Raw genomic sequence first — 20,376 nt, forward strand, 5'->3', positions numbered from 1 at the left:
CGGCGGACGCGGGCCGCCGCCGGTGCTACAGCGGTAGTTCCAGCAGGTTGTCCGTGGCGGCGCGCAGGGCCGCGCGCATCGCCTCCCGGGGCGCCGGGCGGCCGGTGAACTGCTCGCACTGGCCGAAAGCCTGGTGCAGCAGCATGTCCAGGCCGGTGGCCAGGCGGTGGCCCTGAGCCAGGACCGCGGTGGCCAGTGGTGTCGGGAACGGGTGGTAGATCACGTCCAGCACGCAGGGGGCCGCGGCCAGTGCGGTGGCGTGTGGTTCGGTCGCGGCCGGTGGCACGGTGCTCACCAGGATCAGGGAGCTCGCGGCCAGGTCGGCGAGGTCGGTTTCGGAGAGGAGGGTTGTCTCGGTTTTCAGGCCTGCCCTGGCGGCGCAGTCGAGTGCGTCGGTGGCGCGGGCCGGGTCGCGGACCACCAGGGTGAGTTCGGTCAGGCCCAGTTCGGCCAGGGCGACGATCGCGGCCAAGGCGGTGCCACCGGCGCCGAGGATGGTCGCGTGGCCCCGGGTGACCGGGGTGAAGCCGCCCGCGGCGCGCAGGGCGCCGGTGACGCCGTCGATGTCGGTGCAGTCGGCACGCCAGCCGTTGCCCGGCAACGGGGTCAGGGTGTTGGCGGCACCGACCAGCCTGGCTCGTGCGGTGGCCTCGGTGGCGAGGTCAAGGGCACGGCGTTTGCCGGGCATGGTCACCGAGAAACCGGCCCAGGCCGGGGTGGCCTGGGCGGCCTCGGTGAGCAGGTTCGGCAGGCGGTGCTCGTCGCATTCGACGCGCTCGTAGTGCCAGTCGGGCAGGCCGAGCGCGGCGAAGGCGGCGTTGTGCAGGACCGGGGACAGCGAGTGGGCTACCGGTGAGCCCAGGATCGCCGCCCGGTGTGGTCCGGCGAGTGGTCCGCGTGCTCCGGCAGGCGGCTCAGTAGGCGCCACGGGCCAGGGCCTCGCTGCGGTTCTGGTTGTGCTGGGCGTTGGTTTCGGCGAAACAGGAGGTGCCGTCCTTGTAGCACTTGACGAAGAAGATCCAGTTCCCGGCCTCGGGCTTGGTGGCGGCCAGGATGGCCTCGTTGCCGGCGGAGGCGATCGGGGTCGGCGGCAGGTTGGTGTTGGCGTAGGTGTTGTACGCGCCCGCTCGCTCCCGGTCCTCCTTGGTGGTGCGCACCAGCGGACGGTCCAGGGCGTAGTTGATGGTGGAGTCCAGCTCCAGCTTCATGTCCTTGGCCAGCCGGTTGTACAGCACCCTGGAGACCTTGGCGAAGTCCTTGGTGATGCCCTCGCGTTCGATCAGGGAGGCGATGACCAGCACGTCGTAGTCGCTGAAACCGGTGTCCCTGGCGATCTTGGGCAGGCCGACGGCCTGGAGCCGGGTGGCCGAGGTGCTCAGCACCGCCTTGAGCAGCTCCTCGGGCGCCGCGCCCGGCTTGACGTCGTAGCGGCCCGGCATGATCAGGCCTTCCAGGCGGTGCTTGGGGTCGGCCTTGGTGACGCCGCCGATCGCCCAGTCCGGCACGCCAAGGGACGCGGGGTCGGCCTTCTCCATGACCTCGCGGATGGCCTCGGCGCTGACGCAGGTGTCCTTGCCGTTGACCTTGGCGCAGCTGGCCTCGGCGATGCGGGAGAGGATGCCGGGGTTGGTCTTGCCGTCGGGCTGCTTGGTGTCGTAGAGCTGGTAGCCGCCCTTGACCTCGAAGTCGCCGACGCGGGCTTCCTTCTCCAGCAGGCGGGCGCCCGCGGCCGCGCCGGACATCTTGGCCTTGAGCAGGTAGTAGCCGGGCTGGACGCCACCGAGCTTGGTGTTGGACTCGGCGGCCTCGGTGTAGGCGCGGGCGCTGGCGACCACGCCGGCGTCGGCGAGGGTCTTGCCGGTCTTGGAGATCGTGCCGGCCTCGATCTGCACGACCACGTCGGACTCGCCGGAGCCCTCGTAGTCGTCGTAGGAGCCGATGCCGATCAGTTCCAGCGCGCCCATCCACACCCCGACGCCGATGACCACGGCGGCCACCCCGGCGCCGATCAGCAACTTGGTGCGCTTGGCCTTCTTGTCACGGGCGGAGCGCTCCTCCGAGGAGTGCTGCCCCTCGTCGAACAACCCGAGATCGTCGCTGCTCACCGTTTCTCCTCGCCGCGTGCGGCCACCGCGTTGGCCCTGGCGTCCAGCCAGGACTGCAGGATCTCCACGGCGGCCGCCTGGTCGATGACGGCACGTTGCCGTTTGCCCTTGACGCCGCGCTGACTGAGCATCCGCGCGGCACTGACCGTGGTGAGGCGTTCGTCGGTCAACCGGACCGGCACCGGCGCGACGCGCTCGGCGAGCAGGTCGGCGTAGGCGGCCGCGGTCTGCGCCGCGTCGCCGTGCCGCCCGGCCAGGGTCCTGGGCAGGCCCACAACCACCTCGACCACCTCGTGTTCGGCGACGAGTGCGACCAGCTGGTCCAGGTCCCGGCCGGTCTTCTCGTCACGCGACAGGGTAACCAGCGGGGTGGCGAGCATGGGAGCGGGATCGCTCAGGGCGATGCCGACCCGCACCGAGCCGACGTCCACGGCGAGCCGCCGCCCCGGGCCCACGTCGTGGGCGCCGGGGCGGTCAGGCTGACGTGCTGGCTGGTCAGGCCGGGTCACGAGCCGCCCAAGGTCCGGTGCAGGGCGGCGATGGCGGCGGGCACGCCGGCCGGGTTGTCGCCGCCGCCCTGGGCCATGTCGGGCTTGCCGCCGCCGCGGGCGCCCAGGTCACCGGCGAAGCTCGGCACGAGCTTGCCGGCGGCGTGGCCGAGGTCGCGGGCGGCGGTGGTGGTGGCCACCACGAAGGCGACCTTGCCGGCGTCCGGGTCGACCGAGAACAGCGCGACCACGCCGGGGCGGGAGCCCAGGCGGTTGCGCACCTCGGTGGCCAGGGCGCGCAGGTCACCGGCCGGGACGCCGTCGGTGATCTGTTCGGCGACCACGGAGAGCTCGCCGAGCTGGACGGCGCGGCCGGCGATGTCGCCCGCGGAGCGCAGGACCTCGCCGACGCGGAGCTGCTCGATGGTCTTCTCCGCGGCGCGCAGCTTGGCCACCACGCCGGAGATCCGCTCGGGCAGCTCGGCGGCGGGCACCTTGAACTGGTCGGCGAGCTGGGTGACCAGCAGGTGCTCCTTGTTGATGTAGCGCACGGCGTCCATGCCGACCAGGGCCTCGACGCGGTGCACGCCGGAGCCGATGGAGGCATCGCCGACCAGCTTGACCACGCCGAGCTGGGCGATGTTGCGGACGTGGGTGCCGCCGCAGAGCTCGCGGGAGTACTCGCCCATGTCGACCACGCGGACGCTGTCGCCGTACTTCTCGCCGAAGAGGGCGACCGCGCCCAGCTCCAGGGCCTTGTCCATGGTGGTGGTGAAGGAGTTGACCTCCACGTCCTCCTGCAGGTAGGCGTTCACCTCCTCCTCGACCTCGCCGAGCACCGAGGCCGACACCGGGGCGGGGGTGGTGAAGTCGAAGCGCATCCGGCCGGGCGAGTTGAGCGAACCGGCCTGGGCAGCGCGCTTGCCGTAGGCGCCGCGGACGGCGGCGTGCACCAGGTGGGTGGCCGAGTGCGAGCGCTGGATGGCGTTGCGGCGGGCCACGTCGACCTCGGCTTCGAGCAGGTCGTCCAGGCCGACCTCACCGGAGACCACGGTGGCGCGGTGCACGAACAGGCCGGGCACGCTGCGCTGCACGTCGGAGACGGCCAGTTCGGCCCCGGCGCCGAGCAGGCGGCCGGTGTCGGCGATCTGGCCGCCGCCCTCGGCGTAGAACGGGGTGCGGTCGAGCACCAGCTCGACCTCGGCGCCCTGGCCCGCGCTGCGCACCGGCTGGCCGCCGACGAGCAGGCCGACCACCCTGGCCTGGCCGGCCAGGTCGGTGTAGCCGAGGAACTCGGTCGGGCCGTGCTGCTCCAGCACCGAGCGGTACACGGTGAGGTCGCCGTGCCCGGTCTTGCGGGCGGCGGCGTCGGCCTTGGCGCGGTTGCGCTGCTCGGCCATCAGGGTGCGGAAGCCGTCCTCGTCGACGGAGAGGCCCTGTTCGGCGGCCATCTCCAGGGTGAGGTCGATGGGGAAGCCGTAGGTGTCGTGCAGCTGGAAGGCCTTGTCGCCGGGCAGCTTGGTGCTGCCGCCGGCGCGGGTCTGCGCGGCGGCGGTGTCGAAGATCTTCGAGCCGCTGGAGAGGGTGGCCAGGAAGGCCTCCTCCTCGGCGCGCATGACGGCGTCGATGCGGTCGAAGTCGGTCTTGAGCTCCGGGTAGGACGGGGCCATGGCGTCGGCGACGACCTTGGTGAACTCGCCCAGCACCGGCTCCTGCACGCCGAGCAGGCGGATGGAGCGCACGATGCGGCGCAGCAGGCGGCGCAGCACATAGCCGCGGGCCTCGTTGCCGGGGGTGACGCCGTCGCCGACGAGCATCACGCCGCTGCGGGCGTGGTCGGCGATGACCCGGAAGCGCACGTCGTCGACCTGGTCAGCGCCGTAGCGGCGGCCGGAGAGCTCCTCGGCCTTGGCGATGACCGGGCGGATCAGGTCGGTCTCGTAGACGTTGGGCACGCCCTGCAGCAGCATGGCCACCCGCTCGATGCCCATGCCGGTGTCGATGCTCTTGGCGGGCAGGTCGCCGAGGATCGGGAAGTCGGTCTTGCCGGTGCCCTCGCCGCGGAGGTTCTGCATGAACACGAGGTTCCAGAACTCCATGTAACGGTCGCCGTCGGGCTCGGAGCCGTCACCGGAGTCGACAAACTCCGGGCCGTACTCGGGGCCGCGGTCGATGAGGATCTCCGAGCACGGGCCGCACGGACCGGGCACGCCCATCGACCAGAAGTTGGGGCCCTTGCCGAGGCGGATGATCCGGGACTTGGGCACGCCGATCTTGTTGTGCCACAGGTCGTAGGCCTCGTCGTCGTCCTCGTAGACGGTGGTCCACAGCACCGACTCGTCCAGGCCGTAGCCGCCCTCGGACTGCGGCTTGGTGACCAGCTCCCAGGCCAGCTGGATCGCGCCGTCCTTGAAGTAGTCGCCGAAGGAGAAGTTCCCGGCCATCTGGAAGAAGGTGTTGTGCCGGGTGGTCTTGCCGACCTCGTCGATGTCCAGGGTGCGCACGCACTTCTGCACGCTGGTGGCGGTCGGGGACGGCGGCGGGGCCTCGCCGAGGAAGAACGGCTTGAACGGCACCATGCCGGCGTTGACGAACAGCAGGTTCGGGTCGTCCAGGATCAGCGAGGCGCTGGGCACGACGCGGTGGCCGTTGCGTTGGAAGTGGTCGAGGAACCGCTGGCGGAGGTCATGGGTCTGCACGGGGAGTCCTAGGTGTGGCTGCGCGCGCACGGCGCGGGTTGACGGGTGGTCGGCGGGGCGGCGAAGGGCAGGGGCGTCGGGGCTCAGCCCTCCGCCCAGCGCGCTCGCCGGTCCCCCTCCGTTCCGCCTCGTGGCGACTCGTCCAGACCGGTCAGCCACCCAGCGTCGGCGGCGCGGTGCGAACCGGTCTCGCGGACGGCGCGGCCCGGCTCGCGGGCTCCGGTGTCACGGCCGGCGCTGTCGCGGGCGACGCTGTCCCGGGCCGGGCGGTTGTGCCTGCGCGAGCGGGAGCCCAGCGGCTCCTGGGCGCGGGCGACCACCTCGGAGAGCTCGTCCTCGCGTTCGCTCATGCCGGCGCGCACGTCGGCGCCGAAGGAGCCGACCGCGCCGGCCAGCTCACGCACGGCGTCGCCGAGGTTCTCCGCGATGCCGGCCGGGGTGAACTGCTTGGTGGTGGCGGTGGCCTTGCGGGCGATCGCCACCCCGGCGGCCACGCCGAGACTGAGCCAGAACAGCCGCCTCATCGCTTACCACTCTTACGGGTGGTGCGCCGGGAGTGCCGTCCGGTGGGCTCCATCGCGGCGGTGCGCTTGCGCCGGGCGCGCAGCGCCTTGCTGACGCCGTAGGAGAACGCGGCGGCCTTCACCAGCGGCCCGCCCAGCGTGGCGGTGAACAGGGAGGTCAGCGCGGAGACGTTGCCGCTGACGGCGCGCGCGTTCGCGGTGATCCCGTCCACCCGTTCCAGCTGGGTGTTGACGTGGGTGAGGGTGGTGTTGGCGCCGTCGAAGAGCGGATCGCTGTTCTCGTGCGCCTTGCGGATGGCGATGGTGGCCTCGTCCAGCGTGCGGCCCAGCTTCAGCAGCGGGATCGCGAGCAGCAGCACCAGCAGCACGAAGGCGCCTGCCGCGACCAATGCGGCAATCTGCCCTGGTGACACGAGCCCTCCATGCGTAAGTAGAAGTCGGGTACCCCAGCGCCGCGACGGTAAGCCCACGCGCGGTCACGCAGGTCTTCTGGCGTGTCGCAGGCGCTGTGGATGATCGGGGACAGGTTACCGCGCCGGTGTCACGTGCCTCACCCCGGTTGCTGCTGGGTCAGCTCCGCGGCCACCGCCTCGGGCAACTCCGGGAAGGCGGCCACCCTCGGGTCCAGGCGCAGCAGGCTGGCCAGGCCGATGCGTTTCTGCTCACCGACGGCCGCGGTCAGCCGCCGGGTGGCCAGCACGTGGAAGACCCACTGGTCCACATCCAGGGGGTTGGCGGTGACCTTGTCCTGGTGCCGGAACAGGCAGAAGACGTAGGCGTCGGACTGCCGGGCGCGGGCGGCGGTGGTGTTGGTGGCGTGGTCCCAGCCCGCGGTGGGCCGGATGTCGAAGGAGATGTCGGAGAGCCGTTCCTGCCGCCAGCTCTGCAGGTAGGCGGCGGACTTGACCTCGATCCGCCAGCCCTGGGCGGTGCGCAGGTCGGCGGCGTCCCACTCGATCCGGGTGCGGCCGGTGACGCAGTCCAGGGCGAGGCCGACCAGGTACTCGGCGAGCACGCCGCGCATGGCGTTGCCGACCAGGTCGGAGCAGGACCAGCTCCAGAACCCGCGCAGGTCCGCCCCCGGTGGCGCGCCCGCGCCGGTGATCGGCTCGGCACCGGTCTTGGGGGTCACGACCAGTGCGTCCAGCTCGGTCACCCCTGCTCTCCCCGGATCATGCGGCGCAGTTTGGGCACCCGGTCGGCCAGCACGCGTTCGGCGCCGCGGTCCACCGGTTCGTAGTAGTCGACGCCGACCAGGTCATCCGGCGGGTACTGCTGGGCGAGCACGCCCTCGGCGACGTCGTGCGGGTAGAGGTAGCCCTTGGCGTTGCCGAGCTTGGCCGCGCCCGCGTAGTGGCCGTCGCGCAGATGGGGCGGGACCGGGCCGACCGAGCCCTTGCGCACGTCGGCCTGGGCGGCGCTGATGGCGAAGTTGACCGCGCCGGACTTGGGCGCGGTGGCCAGGTGGATGGTGGCCTGGGCCAGAGCGAGGCGGGCCTCGGGCATGCCGATCAGCTGCACGGCCTGGCTGGCGGCCACCGCGGTCTGCAGCGCGGTGGGGTCGGCCATGCCGATGTCCTCGCTGGCGTGCACGACCAGGCGGCGGGCGATGAACCTGGGGTCCTCGCCGGCTTCGATCATGCGGGCCAGGTAGTGCAGGGCGGCGTCGACGTCGGAGCCGCGGATGGACTTGATGAAGGCGCTGGTCACGTCGTAGTGCTGGTCGCCTTGGCGGTCGTAGCGGACCGCGGCCTTGTCCACGGTGGACTCGACGGTGGCCAGGGTGATCTCGGTGGCGCCGGTGCTGGCCGCGGCGTCGGCGGCGGCCTCCAGGGCGGTCAGCGCGCGGCGGGCGTCACCGGCGGCGAGGCGGACCAGGTGGTCCTCGGCGTCGGCGGCCACGGCCAGCGCGCCGCCGAGGCCGCGCGGGTCGGTGGCGGCGCGCTGGATGACGGCGCGGATGTCCTCGTCGGTGAGGGACTTGAGCTGGAGCACCAGCGAGCGGGACAGCAGCGGGGAGACCACGGAGAAGAACGGGTTCTCAGTGGTGGCGGCGACCAGCAGCACGGTGCGGTCCTCCACCGCGCCGAGCAGGGCGTCCTGCTGGGTGCGGGAGAAGCGGTGCACCTCGTCGATGAACAGCACGGTGGACTCGGCGGTGCGGCCCAGGCGCCGTTTGGCCTCGCCGATGACCTCGCGGACCTCCTTGACCCCGGCGTTGAGCGCGGACAGCGCGACGAACCGGCGGCCGGTGGCCAGCGAGACCAGGGTGGCCAGGGTGGTCTTGCCGGTGCCGGGCGGTCCGTAGAGCAGCACGGAGGCGGGCGCGGCGCCTTCGACCAGGCGGCGCAGCGGCGCGCCGGGGCCGAGCAGGTGCTGCTGGCCCACCACCTCGTCGAGGGAGCGGGGGCGCATGCGCACGGCGAGCGGGGCGTTGGCCGCGAGATGTTCCTCCGCCTTCTCCTGGGCTTCGGCCGCGAACAGGCCGCTTTCGAACAGACCGTCGTCCACGTGCGGGACGCTACCCGGAGAGACTGACAGTCGCGGTCCGCGGTGTGCGAGGATCAACACCCGTGCCGTCACCTGCCGTTGCGCTCAAGGTCGTGTTGCTCGCGGGCCCCTCGGGATCGGGCAAGTCCCACCTGGCCGCCCGGCTGGGCTGGCCGGTGCTCCGCCTGGACGACTTCTACCGCGACGGCGACGACCCGGCGATGCCGGTGGACGAGGCCGGCCGTGCCGACTGGGACCACCCCGACTCCTGGAACGCCGAGGCCGCGCTGGCCGCGATCGTGGAGCTGGCGAGCACCGGTGTGGTGCGGGCGCCGGTGTACTCCATCGGCGAGGACCGGCGGGTGGGCACGCACGAGGTCCGCGCGGACGGGCCGTTCTTCCTGGCCGAGGGGTTGTTCGCGGACCGGCTGGTGGCGGGCTGCCGGGCGGCGGGGGTGCTGGCGGACGGGATCGTGCTGGCGCCGAACCGGGTGGTGACCTTCGCGCGGCGGCTGGTGCGGGATGTGGCCGAGGCGCGCAAGCCGTGGCCGCTGCTGGTGCGGCGGGGGTTGCGGCTGGTGCGGGAGCAGCCGGGGGTGGTGGCGCGGTGCACGGCGGCCGGGTTGCGCGGGGTGGCTCCGGGGCGGGCCGGGGCGGAGCTGGCGGCGATGGTGCGGGCGGCGCGGGTCGAGCGGGCGGTGGCGAGCACGCCGGGCGAGCGGGCGGCGCTGGCGGCGGGCTCGCGGGATGAGCGGGCTGCGCTGACGGTGGGCTCGCGGGACGAGCGGGCGGTGGTGGCGGTGAGCGCGCCGGACAAGCGGGCGGCGCTGGCGGTGAGCGCGCTGGGCGAGCAGGCGGCGCTGACGGTGAGCGCGCCGGACAAGCGGGCGGCGCTGGCGGCGGGCTCGCCGGGCGAGCAGGCGGCGCTGGCGGCGGGCGCGCGGGATGAGTGCGTCGCGGCGGAGGCCGCGCGGGATCAGCAGGTCGCAGTGGCGGAGGCTGCGCGAGAGCAGCAGGCCGCAGTGGCGGAGACTGCGCGGGACCAGCAGGCCGCAGTGGCGGAGGCTGCGCGGGAGCAGCGGGTCGCGGCGGTGGAGAGCGCGCTGGATGGGCGGGTTGTAGCGGCGGAGAAGGCGCGGGAGCAGCGGGTCGCGGTGGTGGAGGCGGGGCGGGGGCAGCAGGTGGCGGATGGCGCGCGGGTGGTTGCGGCGAGTTGACCGGTGCGTGGGCCTCGGTAGCTGGCGATACCGGTTTTCGGCGGGTGTGGCACCGCATTTCAACCGGCTAGTTGCCGCCGGATGAACACCTGAACGGCCGCCTTCTCGACCTGGCCCGGCCAGGCCAGAGTGCTGAACATGAATCATCCTCTGGACCGGCGGGCCGTGCTGCGCGCCACCGGAGCCGCGGCCCTGGGTGTGGCCGCCGCGACTGCTCTGCCCACCACGAGTTCGGCCGCTGCCGCTGACGTTCCGGTTTTCGGGCATGGCGTGGCTTCCGGCGATCCGCTGCCCACCGGGGTGTTGCTGTGGACCAGGGTCACCCCGACCCCCGAGTCGACGCCTGGCTCCGGTGCCGGGCCTGAGGTGCAGGTGCGGTGGGAGGTGGCCAGCGATGCCGGGTTCGGCGCGGTGGTGGCTTCCGGGGTCACCGTGACCGGGCCTGGGCGCGACCACACGGTCAAGGTCGATGTGGGCGGGCTGGCCCCGGCCACCGACTACCACTACCGGTTCACCGTCAACGGGGTGCGCTCCCCCGCCGGGCGGACCCGGACCGCGCCCGCGGCCGACGCGGCGGTGCAACGGCTGCGGTTCGGGGTGGTGTCCTGCTCGAACTGGCAGGCCGGGCACTTCGCCGCCTACCGCTACCTCGCCGAGCGCGGGGACCTGGACGCGGTGCTGCACATGGGCGACTACCTCTACGAGTACGAGCCGGGCGGGTTCCCGGTCGGACAGTACGTGCGGCCGCATATGCCGCCGCGCGAGATACTCAGTCTCGCTGACTATCGGCAGCGGCATGCCCAGTACAAGACCGACCCGCACCTCCAGCGCCTGCACGCCACCTGCCCTTGGATCCTGACCTGGGACGACCACGAGGTGGCCAATGACGCCTGGTCAGGGGGTGCGGGCAACCACACGCCTGGTACCGAGGGCGAGTACGCGGCGAGGCGGGCGGCGGCGCACCGGGCGTACTTCGAGTGGATGCCGGTGCGCAACGCCGGGGACCGGCTGTACCGGCGGCTGCGGTTCGGCACGCTGGCCGAGTTGTCCATGCTGGACCTGCGCACGCACCGCTCGCAGCAGGTGAAGGCGCTCTCCGGGGAGGTGGACCGGCCGGACCGCACCATCGCGGGCAGCGAGCAGCTGGCGTGGCTGATCGACGGCCTGGTCTCCTCGAGCGCGCAGTGGAAGCTGGTCGGCACCTCGGTGATGATCACGCCGACGCTGATCCCGCCGCTGCCCGCCGAGCTGCTCGGGCCGCTGCTGAAGCTGCTGGGCCTGCCGCAGGAGGGCGGGGCGGTGCTCACCGACCAGTGGGACGGCTACACCGCGGACCGGCGCAAGGTGCTGAAAGCGTTGGCGGAGAACAAGGTCAAGGACACCGTGTTCCTCACCGGGGACGTGCACTCCTCGTGGGCGGCTGACATTCCGGCCGACGCCGGGCTGTACCCGTTGAGTCCGTCGCTGGCCACCGAACTGGTGTGCACCTCGGTCACCTCGGACAACATCGACGATGTGCTGAAGGTGCCGCCGCGCACCGCGAGCCTGGTGGTGGAGAAGGCGCTGACCGGGCTGAACCGCCACATCAAGTGGGTGGAGTACGACTCGCACGGCGCCTCGGTGCTGGAGGTGACCCCGGCGGGCACGCAGATGGACTGGTACTACGTGGCCGACCGGACCAAGGCGGACAGCCCGGTGCGGCACGGCCGTTCGTTCCGGGTGAAGGCGGGCTCTCAGCGGGTGCAGTCGGCGACCAGTCCGATCGTCTGACCAGGGAACCCGGTGCCGCTGTCGCGCGACAGCGGCACCGGGTGCTCGGTCAGCCCACGCGGTAGGCGCGGACCACGGTCTCGGTGACCGAGCCGCCGTCGGCGTCGATCGCCTTGGTGCGCAAGGAGACGAACCCGCCTGCCGGGTTGGTCACCTTGGCGGTCCAGGACTTCCCGGACGGCAGCACCGGGACCGGCCGCCAGGTGGCGCCGTCGTCGGTGGAGACCTCCATGGTCACCGCCACCGCGCCACGCCCGCCGGAGCCCGCCTGGTGCGGGGCCGTGACGGTGACGGCGAACTCGCCCGGCTTGGCCCGGTTGGCCAGGTCAAGGGGCAGGTCGTAGCGGATGTCCAGCAGTGGCAGCGAGGTCTCCTTCGCGGTCTGTCCACTGTGGAACTTCCAGGTGGCACTGGACTTCGTGCCCAGTTCCGCGCCGGGCAGTGCCCTGGTGGCTTCGGCGGTCAGCTCCAGGAGCTGGCGGCGGGCCGGGACGTCCACCGTGGCGATACCGGGCACGTCGCTGCCGCCGACGCGTTTTCCGTTGGCGGACAACGAGGTGCTGCCCTTGTCGAAGTCCGGGCTGAAGTAGCCCAGCGCGCCGGGCTGGCTGAACATGGGCAGCTCGACCCGCAGCTTGTCGCCGGTGCGGGTGATCGCGGGCCGGGTCAGCTCCGGTCCGAACGGGCTGCCGAACAGCGTCAGCTTGGTGCTCTGCCCGGCCCGGTAGGTGGTGGGCAGGGTCTCCTGGATGCCGTAGGCCGCGGTCTGGGTCTGGCCGAGGGCGGCGCCGGTGATCCAGGGCCGGCCGGGGGTGTAGAGCACGTCCAGCTCGCCGGGCACCCGGACCGGGGCGACCGAGCCGAACCACATGTCGCCGACCTGGACGTTGGCCTGCACCGAGGTGGCCGACTCGCCGTTGCCGACCTGGGCGATCCTGGTGCGGGCCTTGCCGAGGTCGCGGGCGGAGTGCGACCAGGTGATCCCGTCCGGCAGGCCGTCGGTGACCCGGTCGTGCAGCACGTACAGGCTGGGCGAGTTGGCGATGCCGCGGATGGTGACGCTGCCGCCGGGCTGGGCGCGCAGCGCGGCGCTGGCCTCCCCGTAGATGTTGACCACCGGCCCGGTCCAGGCGGCCTGGTGCTCGGCGTAGGCGTCGTCCAGGATCACCCCGGCCGCACCGGCGGTGAAGGCGGCGGCCACCCGCCGGTTGACCTCCGTGGTGGGCTGGCGGCCCGGCTGCATCAGGGCGAACTTCTCGCGCACGCCGGCCTGGGCGATCTCCTCCGGGGTGCCGCCGCCGACGTCGGCGACCTTGGCGGTGCGCTCACCGCGGAAACCCAGTGGGTTCAGGTCGCGCGGGTTGAGCTCGCGGTCACCGAGCTTGGCCGAGAGCAGCGGCCGGTTCCAGGAAGTGTTGCTGTACAACACAAGTCCGGGGGCGGGCGCGCTGGGCACCAGGTACTCCCGGCCCGGTTTGGACACCATGGCGACCCCGGCCTTGGGCTTGCCGGGCAGGTCGGAGAACAGGCCGACCTCGTGGCCGAGCTGGAACGGGGTCTGCACCGCCTCCGCGTCGTCCACCCGCACCTGGATCGGCTTGGCCTTGCGGCCGTCCAGCACGATCTCGGTGTCCTTGTCGACGGTGACCTCCTGGACCAGCTTGACCCGGTCGGTGAACACGCCGTGGGGCAGGCCGGGCGGGTACTCGGTGTCGATCACCTGGGCGAGCACCCGGTAGCGGCCGACCGGCACGCCTTCGCTGGTGCTGTTCATGATCCGGGCGTGGCCGGTGTCCAGGTTCTGCAGCACCACGTTGGTGAAGGCGTCGGCCTTGCCCTGGCGGCTGAAGGACTTCACGGTGAGGATGTGCTCGGCCGGCCGCCGTTCGGCCACCACCGAGGTGCGCAGTTCCACGCCGTCGCCGCTGGCGGTGAGCCGGGTGCCGACCAGGCCGGTGGCCTTGGTGAAGTCGGCGGTGACGGTGATGTCAGCCGAACCCTTGGCGGGCACGGTGACCTGCTTGGCGTCGGCGGTGAACAGGCCGCCGTGCGCGGGCAGGTCGAGCTTGAGGGTGACCGGGCGGTCGGAGTCGTTGCTGTACCGGAGTTTCCGCTGCTCCGGCTTTTCCCCGCCGGTGGGCACGCTGCCCATGGACAGCGAGGCCGGTTCGACCCGCACCCGCTGGCGGTGCGCCCGCGCCAGGTCCAGCCTGCCGACGCCCTGGCCGAAGACGTTCGCGCCCTCCAGGGGAGCCGAGGTGCCCATCAGCGCGGCCTTGAGCGCCTCGCCGGTCCAGCCCGGGTTCTGCTGGGCCAGCACGGCCGCGGCGCCCGCGACGTGCGGGGTGGCCATCGAGGTGCCGGAGATCCGCAGGTACTGCTCGCTGACCGCGTACTGCGGCATGGTCCCGGCGGCGCGGGCGGCCACGATGTCCACGCCGGGCGCGGTGATGTCCGGCTTGGCGGCGTGGTCGAGGTGGCGGGGGCCGCGCGCGGAGAACGGGGCGAGCTGCCCGGACTTGGTGCTGGCGGCCACGGTCAGCGCCGCGTCGGCCGCGCCGGGTGACTCGACGGCGGCCTCCGAGCCGTTGTTGCCCGCGGCGATGACGAACAGCGTGCCCTTGTCCGCGGAGAGCCGGTTCACCGCCTGGGACAGCGGGTCCGTGCCGTCGGTGGGCGGGCCGCCCAGGCTCATGTTGACCACCTTGGCGCCCTGGTCGGCGGCCCACTGCATACCGGCCAGGATGGCGTCCTCCGGGCAGTACTCGTCGCAGACCTTGCCCACCACCAGGTTCGCCTCGTACGCGATGCCCCGGTAACGGCCGCCGGAGGCCTTGCCGGTGCCGGCGATGGTGGAGGCGACGTGCGTGCCGTGGCCGTTGGTGTCCTGCACCGACTGGCCCTCGATGAAGCTCGAGGAGGCGGCGACCCGGCCGGTCAGGTCGGGGTGCTGCTGGTCGTAGCCGGAGTCCAGCACGCCGACCTTGACCCCGGCTCCGGTGCCCCCGGCCTGCCAGGCCTGCGGCGCGCCGATGACGCTCGCGCTCTGGTCCAGGTTGAGGGAAAGCCTGCGGTTGAGCCAGAACTTGCCCTCCGCGGCGCGCAGCGAGGGTCCGGTCAACGAGGCCCAGAACTCCCCGGCCCGCTCCTTCGGCTGGGTCAGCGCGGTGACGCCCAGTGCGGGCAGCTCACGGGTGACCGCGCTGGCCGCGGGCAGGTCCGCCGCGGCGCGGGCGCGCGGCTGGCGGGTCAGCAGCAGCGGCAGCGCGGTGTCGCGGTCGAAGCCCTGGCGCAGCAGCTCGGTGACGTTGAACAGGTTCTCGTCCAGGCGGTTGGCCCGCACCAGCGGCAGCGCGTCGGCCGGGTAGACGAACCGGCGCCCGTTGAGGATCACCTTGTGGAAGGCCATGTCCTCGCGTCCGGCGGCGGGCCGCACCTGCACCACGTCCGCGCCACGCACCACCACCTGATCGCCGCTGAGCAGCGTGAGCACGCGCTGTGGCGGCGCGGAACCGGGTGGTGTCTCGGCCGCGCCCGCGACCGGGGTCAGCGTGGCCCCGGCCAGGGCGAGCAGCGCCGCGGTCACGCCACAACGGCGGCCGCGACGGGAGTGTGTCCCCATTGATGCTCCCTCGTTGGCGAGAACTTCCGTGTTCTCGCTCCGCGAAAACTTACGAAGAAGTCACCCGCGAGGTTGCTCGCCAACAAGAACTCTGTGAGGTTCGGGGGCATGACCCGACTGGTGGCGGTGCTCTCCGACATCCACGGCGTGCTGCCCGCCCTGGAAGCCGTGCTGGCCGAGCCGGACGTGCGGGCGGCGGACTTGATCGTGCTGACCGGTGATCTCGCGGCCGGTCCGATGCCCGTGCCGACCCTGGACGCGCTGACCGCGCTGGGCGAGCGGGCGGTGTGGGTGCGCGGCAACGCCGACCGCGAGCTGGTCGCGCTGGCCGCCGACCAGAGGCTGCCGGTGCCGGATGAGGTGTCCCGGTGGGCGGCGCGGCAGCTGCGGCCGGAGCACCTGGACCGGCTGGCCGGACTGCCGCACCCGGTCACCCTGGAGATCGACGGGTTCGGACCGGTGCTGTTCTGCCACGGCACCCCGCGCGATGATGAGGAGATCGTGATGGTGGACAGCCCGCTGGACCGCTTCGACCAGGTTCTGTCCACTGTGGACGAACAGGTGCGCACGGTGGTGTGCGGGCACACGCACATGCCCTTCGCGCGGCTGGCCTCGGGCCGGATGGTGGTCAACCCGGGCAGCGTCGGCATGCCCTACGGCCGCTCCGGCGCGCACTGGGCGCTGCTGGCCGGCGGCGGGATCCAGTTGCGGCGCACCGAGTTCGACCTGGACGCCGCCTGCCGCCGGATCGCCGAGGAGTCCGGCTACCCGGAGGCCGCGGCCTGGGCCGGGTACTACCTGCGCGCCAAGGCCACCGACCGGCAGGCCCTGGACGTGTTCAGCCGAGCAGCGACCTGAGCGCGGCCAGCACCAGCGCGGGCTTGGCCGGGGTGGCGTTGGGCCCCATCAGCCCGATCCGCCAGACCCGGCTGGCGTACTCGCCGACGCCCGCGCCGATCTCGATGCCGAAGTCGTGCAGCAGCCGGGTCCGCACGGTCGCGGAGTCCACGCCCTCGGGCACCCACACCGTGGTCAGCTGCGGCAGCCGGTGCCCGTCCGCGGCGAAGAGCTTGAGCCCCAGCTCGGCCAGCCCGTCCTGGAGCTGCTCCCCCGCGGCCCGGTGCCGGGCGTGCACCGCGGGCAGGCCCTCCTCCAGGATGCGGCCGAGTCCGGCGTGCAGGGAGGCGACCATCGCGGTGGGCGCGGTGTGGTGGTAGGTGCGGCCGCCGCCGGCGCCGCCGCTGACGTAGTCGCCGATCAGCCCGAGGTCGAGGTACCAGCTGCTGGGCCGCTGCACCCGCTGTTCCCAGGCGCGTTCGGAGAAGGTGAACGGGGCCAGGCCGGGCGCGACGCCGAGGCATTTCTGGGTGCCGGCGTAGGCGATGTCCACGCCCCACTCGTCCAGGTGCAGCGGCAGCCCGGCGATGGAGGTGACGCAGTCGGCGATGACCAGGGCCCGCTCGTCCCTGGCGTGCACGACCTCGGCGAGCCCGCCGATGTCGCTGAGCACGCCGGTGCTGGTCTCGGCGTGCACCGCGGCCACCAGGTCCGGCTTCGGGTGGGCCTCGAGCATGCGGCGGATGTCGATGGGCGCGCCCCACTCGTGGTCCACCCGCACCACCTGCGCGCCGTGCCGGGCGGCCACCTCGCACATGCGGTGGCCGAACAGCCCGTTGACGCCGATCACGGCGATCGTGCCGGGCCGCACGGTGTTGACGAAGGCGGCTTCCATGCCCAGCGAGCCGGTGCCCGACAGCGGCAGGGTGCGCCGGTTCGCGGTGCCCCACACTGTGCGCAGCCGGTCGCAGGTCTCGTCCAGGATGCGCAGGAACTCCGGGTCGAGGTGGCCCAGCAGCGGGGCCGCGAGCGCGAGGGTGGCCTCCGGGTAGGGGTTGCCCGGTCCGGGGCCCAGCAGCACACGATCAACCAACGCCATGCGCGGCACGCTACTCCCCGGCGCGCCGCCGCTGCCGCAGGTCCCGCCAGATGATCTGGGCGGCGTAGGGCAGCAGGTCCGAGCTGCGCCGCCACAGCCACGGCAGGCCCTTGAACACCAGCCAGCCGACGTGGTGCAGCGGGGTGATCCGCACGCCGCCGGCGCAGGTCATGGACACCGGTTCGGGCAGGTGGCAGCCCGCCGCTTCGAGGAGGTCGCCGAAGCCGCGGGCGAGCATCCGGTGGCCGAGCTCGGAGGGGTGCAGCCGGTCCACGCTCCAGGCGGGCAGCTCGTAGGCGCCGGGCAGCGCGTCCAGGTCCAGGCAGCCGATCCGGTGCCGGGCGACGACCTCGTCGGTGACCGCGTTGACCTCGGCGATCCGGGCGCGCAGCGCGCGGGCCAGCGGGCCGGGGATGCGGAAGACGCGGGCGTGGTCGTGGTAGCGGGCGGTGAGCACCACGGTCCCGGCCGCGGTGAGGCTGCCCACGACCTCGTCCAGGTCGTCCCTGATGGCCTGGGCGTCGAAGTCCGAGCGCAGGGTGTCGTTCATGCCGACCACCAGCACCGCGGCGTCCGGGCGGCGGGCCAGGGCCTGGGGCAGCTGCCGTTGGCGGACGCAGCGCATGCGCGCGCCCTGGAAGGACAGGTTGTGCAGCTGGGCGCCGAGCCCGGCGGCCAGCAACGGGGCGAACCCGCGCCAGCCGCCGGAGACCCGGTCGCCGATGCCTACGGTGGTGGAGTCGCCGAGCGCGACCAGGCTGTGGACCGCTCGCCCGGCGAAGCCGGGGTCGAGCGCCGGGGCGGTGAGCTCAACCGTCACGCTGCCACGATCGGGGCCCTCGGCTCACTGCCGGTGAGATCAGGGTGACCGGGTGGAGACAGGTCGGGGAACTTTCACCGCGACACCGCCATCCCGTGGTGGATGCCCGCCCCGGCCAGCCGGTCCACGGCCTCGGCGAGCACGTCCTGACCTGGGCCGAGGTACATCCGCATGTAGGGCAGCGGGGCGGCGGTGGGCGCGTAGGGCCAGGGCCAGGCGGGGGCGAAGAGCACGCCGGTGCGGGCGAAGGCGTCATCCCGGAAGCGGGCCTCGCCGTCGTCCAGGCCGGCGTAGGCGGCGGGCAGGGCGAAGAGCAGGTAGGAGGTGCAGGAGCCGGTGTGCACCGCACCCGCGGGGTAGCCGAGGCGGGCGGTGAAGAGCCGGTCGACCAGGCGGCGCTTGGCCGCGTACTCCGCGCACTGGGCGGCCAGGAACGCCGCGCTGGCCGGGTCTGCCAGCCAGTCGGCCATGGCGTGCTGGTAGACCCCGCCGTACATCAGCGAGCTGTGCAGCCGGTACCGGTTGACCAGCAGGTCCAGGGTGGCGGGTTCGGCGGTCATCAGGCCCAGGCCCCAGCCGTTGCAGTGGAACTGCTTGCCCAGGGAGCGGACGGCGAGCCAGCGGCGGCGCGCGGCGGGCGGGGCGCCGGGCAGGCGGGAGAGCAGGACGCGCAGCGCGGAGGTGGGTTCGACCTCGGGGTCGTGCACGCCGAAGTAGGCGTCGTCGACCAGCAGGCCGGCGCCGTGCTGGTGCGCCAGGTCGACCGCGGCGGCGACAAAACCGGGCCGCCAGTTGACCGCGGTCGGGTTGTGCTGGGCGTTGACCACCACCATGGCCAGCCGCTGCCCTGGTTCGGCGGTGATCCGGTCTGCCAGGTCCTGCAGCTCCCCGGCCAGCGGGCGGAACCCGGTCTCCGGGCGCAGCGGCAGGTAGCGGACCTGGTAGCCGAGGGTGTGGAAGACGCCCTCGTAGTCCCAGCTGGGCCCGGCGGCCACCACCACGGGCACCCGGCCGTCGGAGCCGAGCTCGTCGAGCAGGTAGCGGCCGAAGTCGAACATGGCGCCGCGGGTGCCGGTCCAGGTGGCGGCCACCTGGAAGTCCCGGCCCGGCTGGGCCACCGCTTCCAGGCGGTGTGAGGAGGTCACGTAGTCGCGGGCCACCTTGCGCAGCTTGGGCAGGCCGTACATGGACAGCTGGTAACCGTGGGCGTAGAGCGGGCGCTCGTGCAGGTGGTCGAGCAGCCCGGCCGGGGCCTGGTTCCAGGTCTCGCCGAAGCTCAGGCACAGCGGGTCGCCGTGCCGGCAGCCCTGGTCCAGGTAGGCGCGCAGTAGGCCGACGTCGGGCATGCGGCTGGGCAGGATGTCGTCGGTGACGAGAGCGGCGAAGTCGGCACGAGTGGTCATGGCCGGTTCATACGACCGCCGTTGGCGAACGGTTCACCGGATTTCCAAGAATATCGTGATTATTCTTCCGAGACGGGTTTGCGCAGGTCAGCGGAAGGCCGGGTAGAGCGGGAGCTGCTCGGCGTCGGGTCCGAACCGGCGCACGATCGCGGTGGCGACCGCCTCGGCGTGCTCGGCCAGCTCGTGCCTGCCGGAGACCACCGCGTCGGCCCGCAGCCTGCGCCAGCGGTCGGCCAGCGCGGCGCTGCGGCGCGGGGAGAGCTGGTTGGCGTCGATGGGCCGGTCGGTCTCGGTGATCCGCGGCAGCAGCCACCAGGTGGACAGCCACACCCACAGCACCTGCGCGTCCAGCAGCCTGGGCAGCAGCACCGCGTCGTCGTCCAGGTCCGGCCACACCGTGCTGGCCTCCGAGCGCCAGGCGGCGAGCATGGCCTCGGTCATGCCCTGGGGCAGGGCGAAGGAGCACCAGCAGGACGGGAACGGCACCCGCAGGTAGGCCACGTCCAGGGCGACATCGCGCATGCAGCCCCACTCGAAGTCCAGGAACCGCACGCCCCGGTTGGTGACCAGGTTGTTGTCCGGGCACACATCGGAGGGGCTGAACGCGCGGTAGCGGGTGCCGCCGAGCAGCCAGCCGGTGTTGCGGGCGGCCTCGGCCACCGCGTCGGAGGTCTGCACCCCGATGGCCTCTTCCAGCAACGCGGGCAGTTCGGTCAGCGCGGTGCGGGCTTCCGGGGCGATCGGGTCGGTCCAGCTGCGCTGGCCGAGGCGGCGCATCAGCGCGTCGAAGTCGGCTTCGCGGCCGGCGGTGTTGGCGTGCACCCGGCCCAGCGCCCTGGCCCAGGCCAGCAGCGAGCGTTCGGCGGCGCGGGCGTCGTCGCCGAGCAGCTTGTCGGCCAGGGTCGGCGCGCGGCCCAGGTCCTCCATGACCAGCAGCCGTTCGGCCGGTCCGTGCGCGATCAGCTCCGGGCTGACCCGCTCGCCGACGGACAGGGCGGTGAACAGCTGACTGCTGGCCGCTTCATGGGCGAAGGGGTCGGCGGTCTGACCTGGCAGCAACGGGGTGCGATATCGCTTGATCACCAACGTGCGGGGCATGGCGAAAGGGGTTTCCACCACTCGCACGCGGAGCACGACCGACCGGTCGCTACCGCCCAGATCCTCGGCATCACTCAGCCGGACGCTCGCACCGAAGCGGCGGCGCAGCACTGCCTGCGCAGCGGCGACCGTCTCGGCCACCTCCGCTGCCACCGCGTTGTGGACGTCCAGCGGGCCGGTGGAGATTTCCACGCTCATCGTTGT

General features: G+C 72.9%; 15 protein-coding genes and 1 pseudogene. 3 read left to right on the top strand and 13 right to left on the bottom strand.

Translation table 11 applies throughout. The features are described 5' to 3' along the window. Positions 1-25 precede the first annotated feature (25 nt). The 8 genes and pseudogenes from ACWDY5_RS07865 to ACWDY5_RS07900 all read right to left on the bottom strand — a co-directional run bounded on the left by ACWDY5_RS07865 (position 26) and on the right by ACWDY5_RS07900 (position 8,300). Entirely contained in the window at positions 26-928 is a 903-nt protein-coding gene (locus ACWDY5_RS07865; RefSeq protein ID WP_449721503.1) for a shikimate dehydrogenase, read from the bottom strand. Further along, positions 915-2,105 (bottom strand): endolytic transglycosylase MltG, encoded by a 1,191-nt coding sequence (gene mltG, locus ACWDY5_RS07870; protein ID WP_449721504.1) that lies wholly within the window; start codon positions 2,103-2,105, stop codon positions 915-917. The genes ACWDY5_RS07865 and mltG overlap by 14 nt, the downstream gene beginning before the upstream one ends. Then, the gene (gene ruvX / locus ACWDY5_RS07875) at positions 2,102-2,614 is read right to left on the bottom strand and encodes a Holliday junction resolvase RuvX (protein WP_252482740.1); all 513 of its coding nucleotides are present in this window, start codon (positions 2,612-2,614) and stop codon (positions 2,102-2,104) included. The genes mltG and ruvX overlap by 4 nt, the downstream gene beginning before the upstream one ends. Then, entirely contained in the window at positions 2,611-5,292 is a 2,682-nt protein-coding gene (gene alaS / locus ACWDY5_RS07880) for an alanine--tRNA ligase (protein WP_449721505.1), read from the bottom strand. Before alaS ends, ruvX begins: the two co-directional genes overlap by 4 nt. A gap of 319 nt (positions 5,293-5,611) precedes the next feature. Further along, a pseudogene (locus ACWDY5_RS07885) lies at positions 5,612-5,816 on the bottom strand (hypothetical protein); the annotation flags it as partial. Beyond that, positions 5,813-6,229: a DUF948 domain-containing protein gene (locus tag ACWDY5_RS07890; protein WP_449721506.1), complete on the bottom strand. Its 417-nt coding sequence runs from the start codon at positions 6,227-6,229 to the stop codon at positions 5,813-5,815. The gene ACWDY5_RS07890 and the pseudogene ACWDY5_RS07885, both read right to left, overlap by 4 nt. A gap of 137 nt (positions 6,230-6,366) precedes the next feature. After that, entirely contained in the window at positions 6,367-6,972 is a 606-nt protein-coding gene (locus ACWDY5_RS07895) for a hypothetical protein (protein WP_449721507.1), read from the bottom strand. Then, positions 6,969-8,300, bottom strand: a complete 1,332-nt coding sequence (locus ACWDY5_RS07900) for a replication-associated recombination protein A (RefSeq protein ID WP_449721706.1) — start codon at positions 8,298-8,300, stop codon at positions 6,969-6,971. The genes ACWDY5_RS07895 and ACWDY5_RS07900 overlap by 4 nt, the downstream gene beginning before the upstream one ends. Positions 8,301-8,419: 119 nt before the next feature. On the opposite strand from ACWDY5_RS07900, the gene ACWDY5_RS07905 reads away from it, so the two are divergent. Together ACWDY5_RS07905 and ACWDY5_RS07910 are read left to right on the top strand one after the other, a co-directional pair. Further along, entirely contained in the window at positions 8,420-9,523 is a 1,104-nt protein-coding gene (locus ACWDY5_RS07905; RefSeq protein WP_449721508.1) for a hypothetical protein, read from the top strand. Positions 9,524-9,661: 138 nt separating this feature from the next. Continuing rightward, positions 9,662-11,293, top strand: coding sequence for an alkaline phosphatase D family protein (locus ACWDY5_RS07910; RefSeq protein WP_449721509.1), 1,632 nt, complete (start codon positions 9,662-9,664; stop codon positions 11,291-11,293). A gap of 49 nt (positions 11,294-11,342) precedes the next feature. Here ACWDY5_RS07910 and ACWDY5_RS07915 read toward each other — a convergent pair whose 3' ends face one another. After that, positions 11,343-14,915, bottom strand: a complete 3,573-nt coding sequence (locus tag ACWDY5_RS07915; RefSeq protein WP_449721510.1) for a S8 family serine peptidase — start codon at positions 14,913-14,915, stop codon at positions 11,343-11,345. 108 nt (positions 14,916-15,023) lie between these two features. Between ACWDY5_RS07915 and ACWDY5_RS07920 the strand changes: the two genes are divergently transcribed. After that, positions 15,024-15,773, top strand: a complete 750-nt coding sequence (locus ACWDY5_RS07920) for a metallophosphoesterase family protein (protein ID WP_449721511.1) — start codon at positions 15,024-15,026, stop codon at positions 15,771-15,773. Here the strand turns inward: ACWDY5_RS07920 and ACWDY5_RS07925 are convergent. From ACWDY5_RS07925 to ACWDY5_RS07940, 4 genes are all read right to left on the bottom strand, one after another. After that, positions 15,754-16,851 carry a pyridoxal-phosphate-dependent aminotransferase family protein gene (locus tag ACWDY5_RS07925; RefSeq protein ID WP_449721512.1) on the bottom strand — a complete coding sequence of 366 codons (1,098 nt, stop codon included), beginning with the start codon at positions 16,849-16,851 and terminating at the stop codon, positions 15,754-15,756. The genes ACWDY5_RS07920 and ACWDY5_RS07925 overlap by 20 nt on opposite strands. A 10-nt stretch (positions 16,852-16,861) precedes the next feature. After that, positions 16,862-17,671, bottom strand: a complete 810-nt coding sequence (locus tag ACWDY5_RS07930) for an SGNH/GDSL hydrolase family protein (protein ID WP_449721513.1) — start codon at positions 17,669-17,671, stop codon at positions 16,862-16,864. A gap of 74 nt (positions 17,672-17,745) precedes the next feature. Then, the gene (locus ACWDY5_RS07935) at positions 17,746-19,074 is read right to left on the bottom strand and encodes an aminotransferase class I/II-fold pyridoxal phosphate-dependent enzyme (RefSeq protein WP_449721514.1); all 1,329 of its coding nucleotides are present in this window, start codon (positions 19,072-19,074) and stop codon (positions 17,746-17,748) included. 87 nt (positions 19,075-19,161) lie between these two features. Continuing rightward, a complete protein-coding gene (locus ACWDY5_RS07940; protein ID WP_449721515.1) occupies positions 19,162-20,370 on the bottom strand; it encodes a hypothetical protein in 1,209 nt (402 codons plus the stop codon). Positions 20,371-20,376: the final 6 nt, after the last annotated feature.

Source organism: Crossiella sp. NPDC003009, assembly GCF_053591555.1.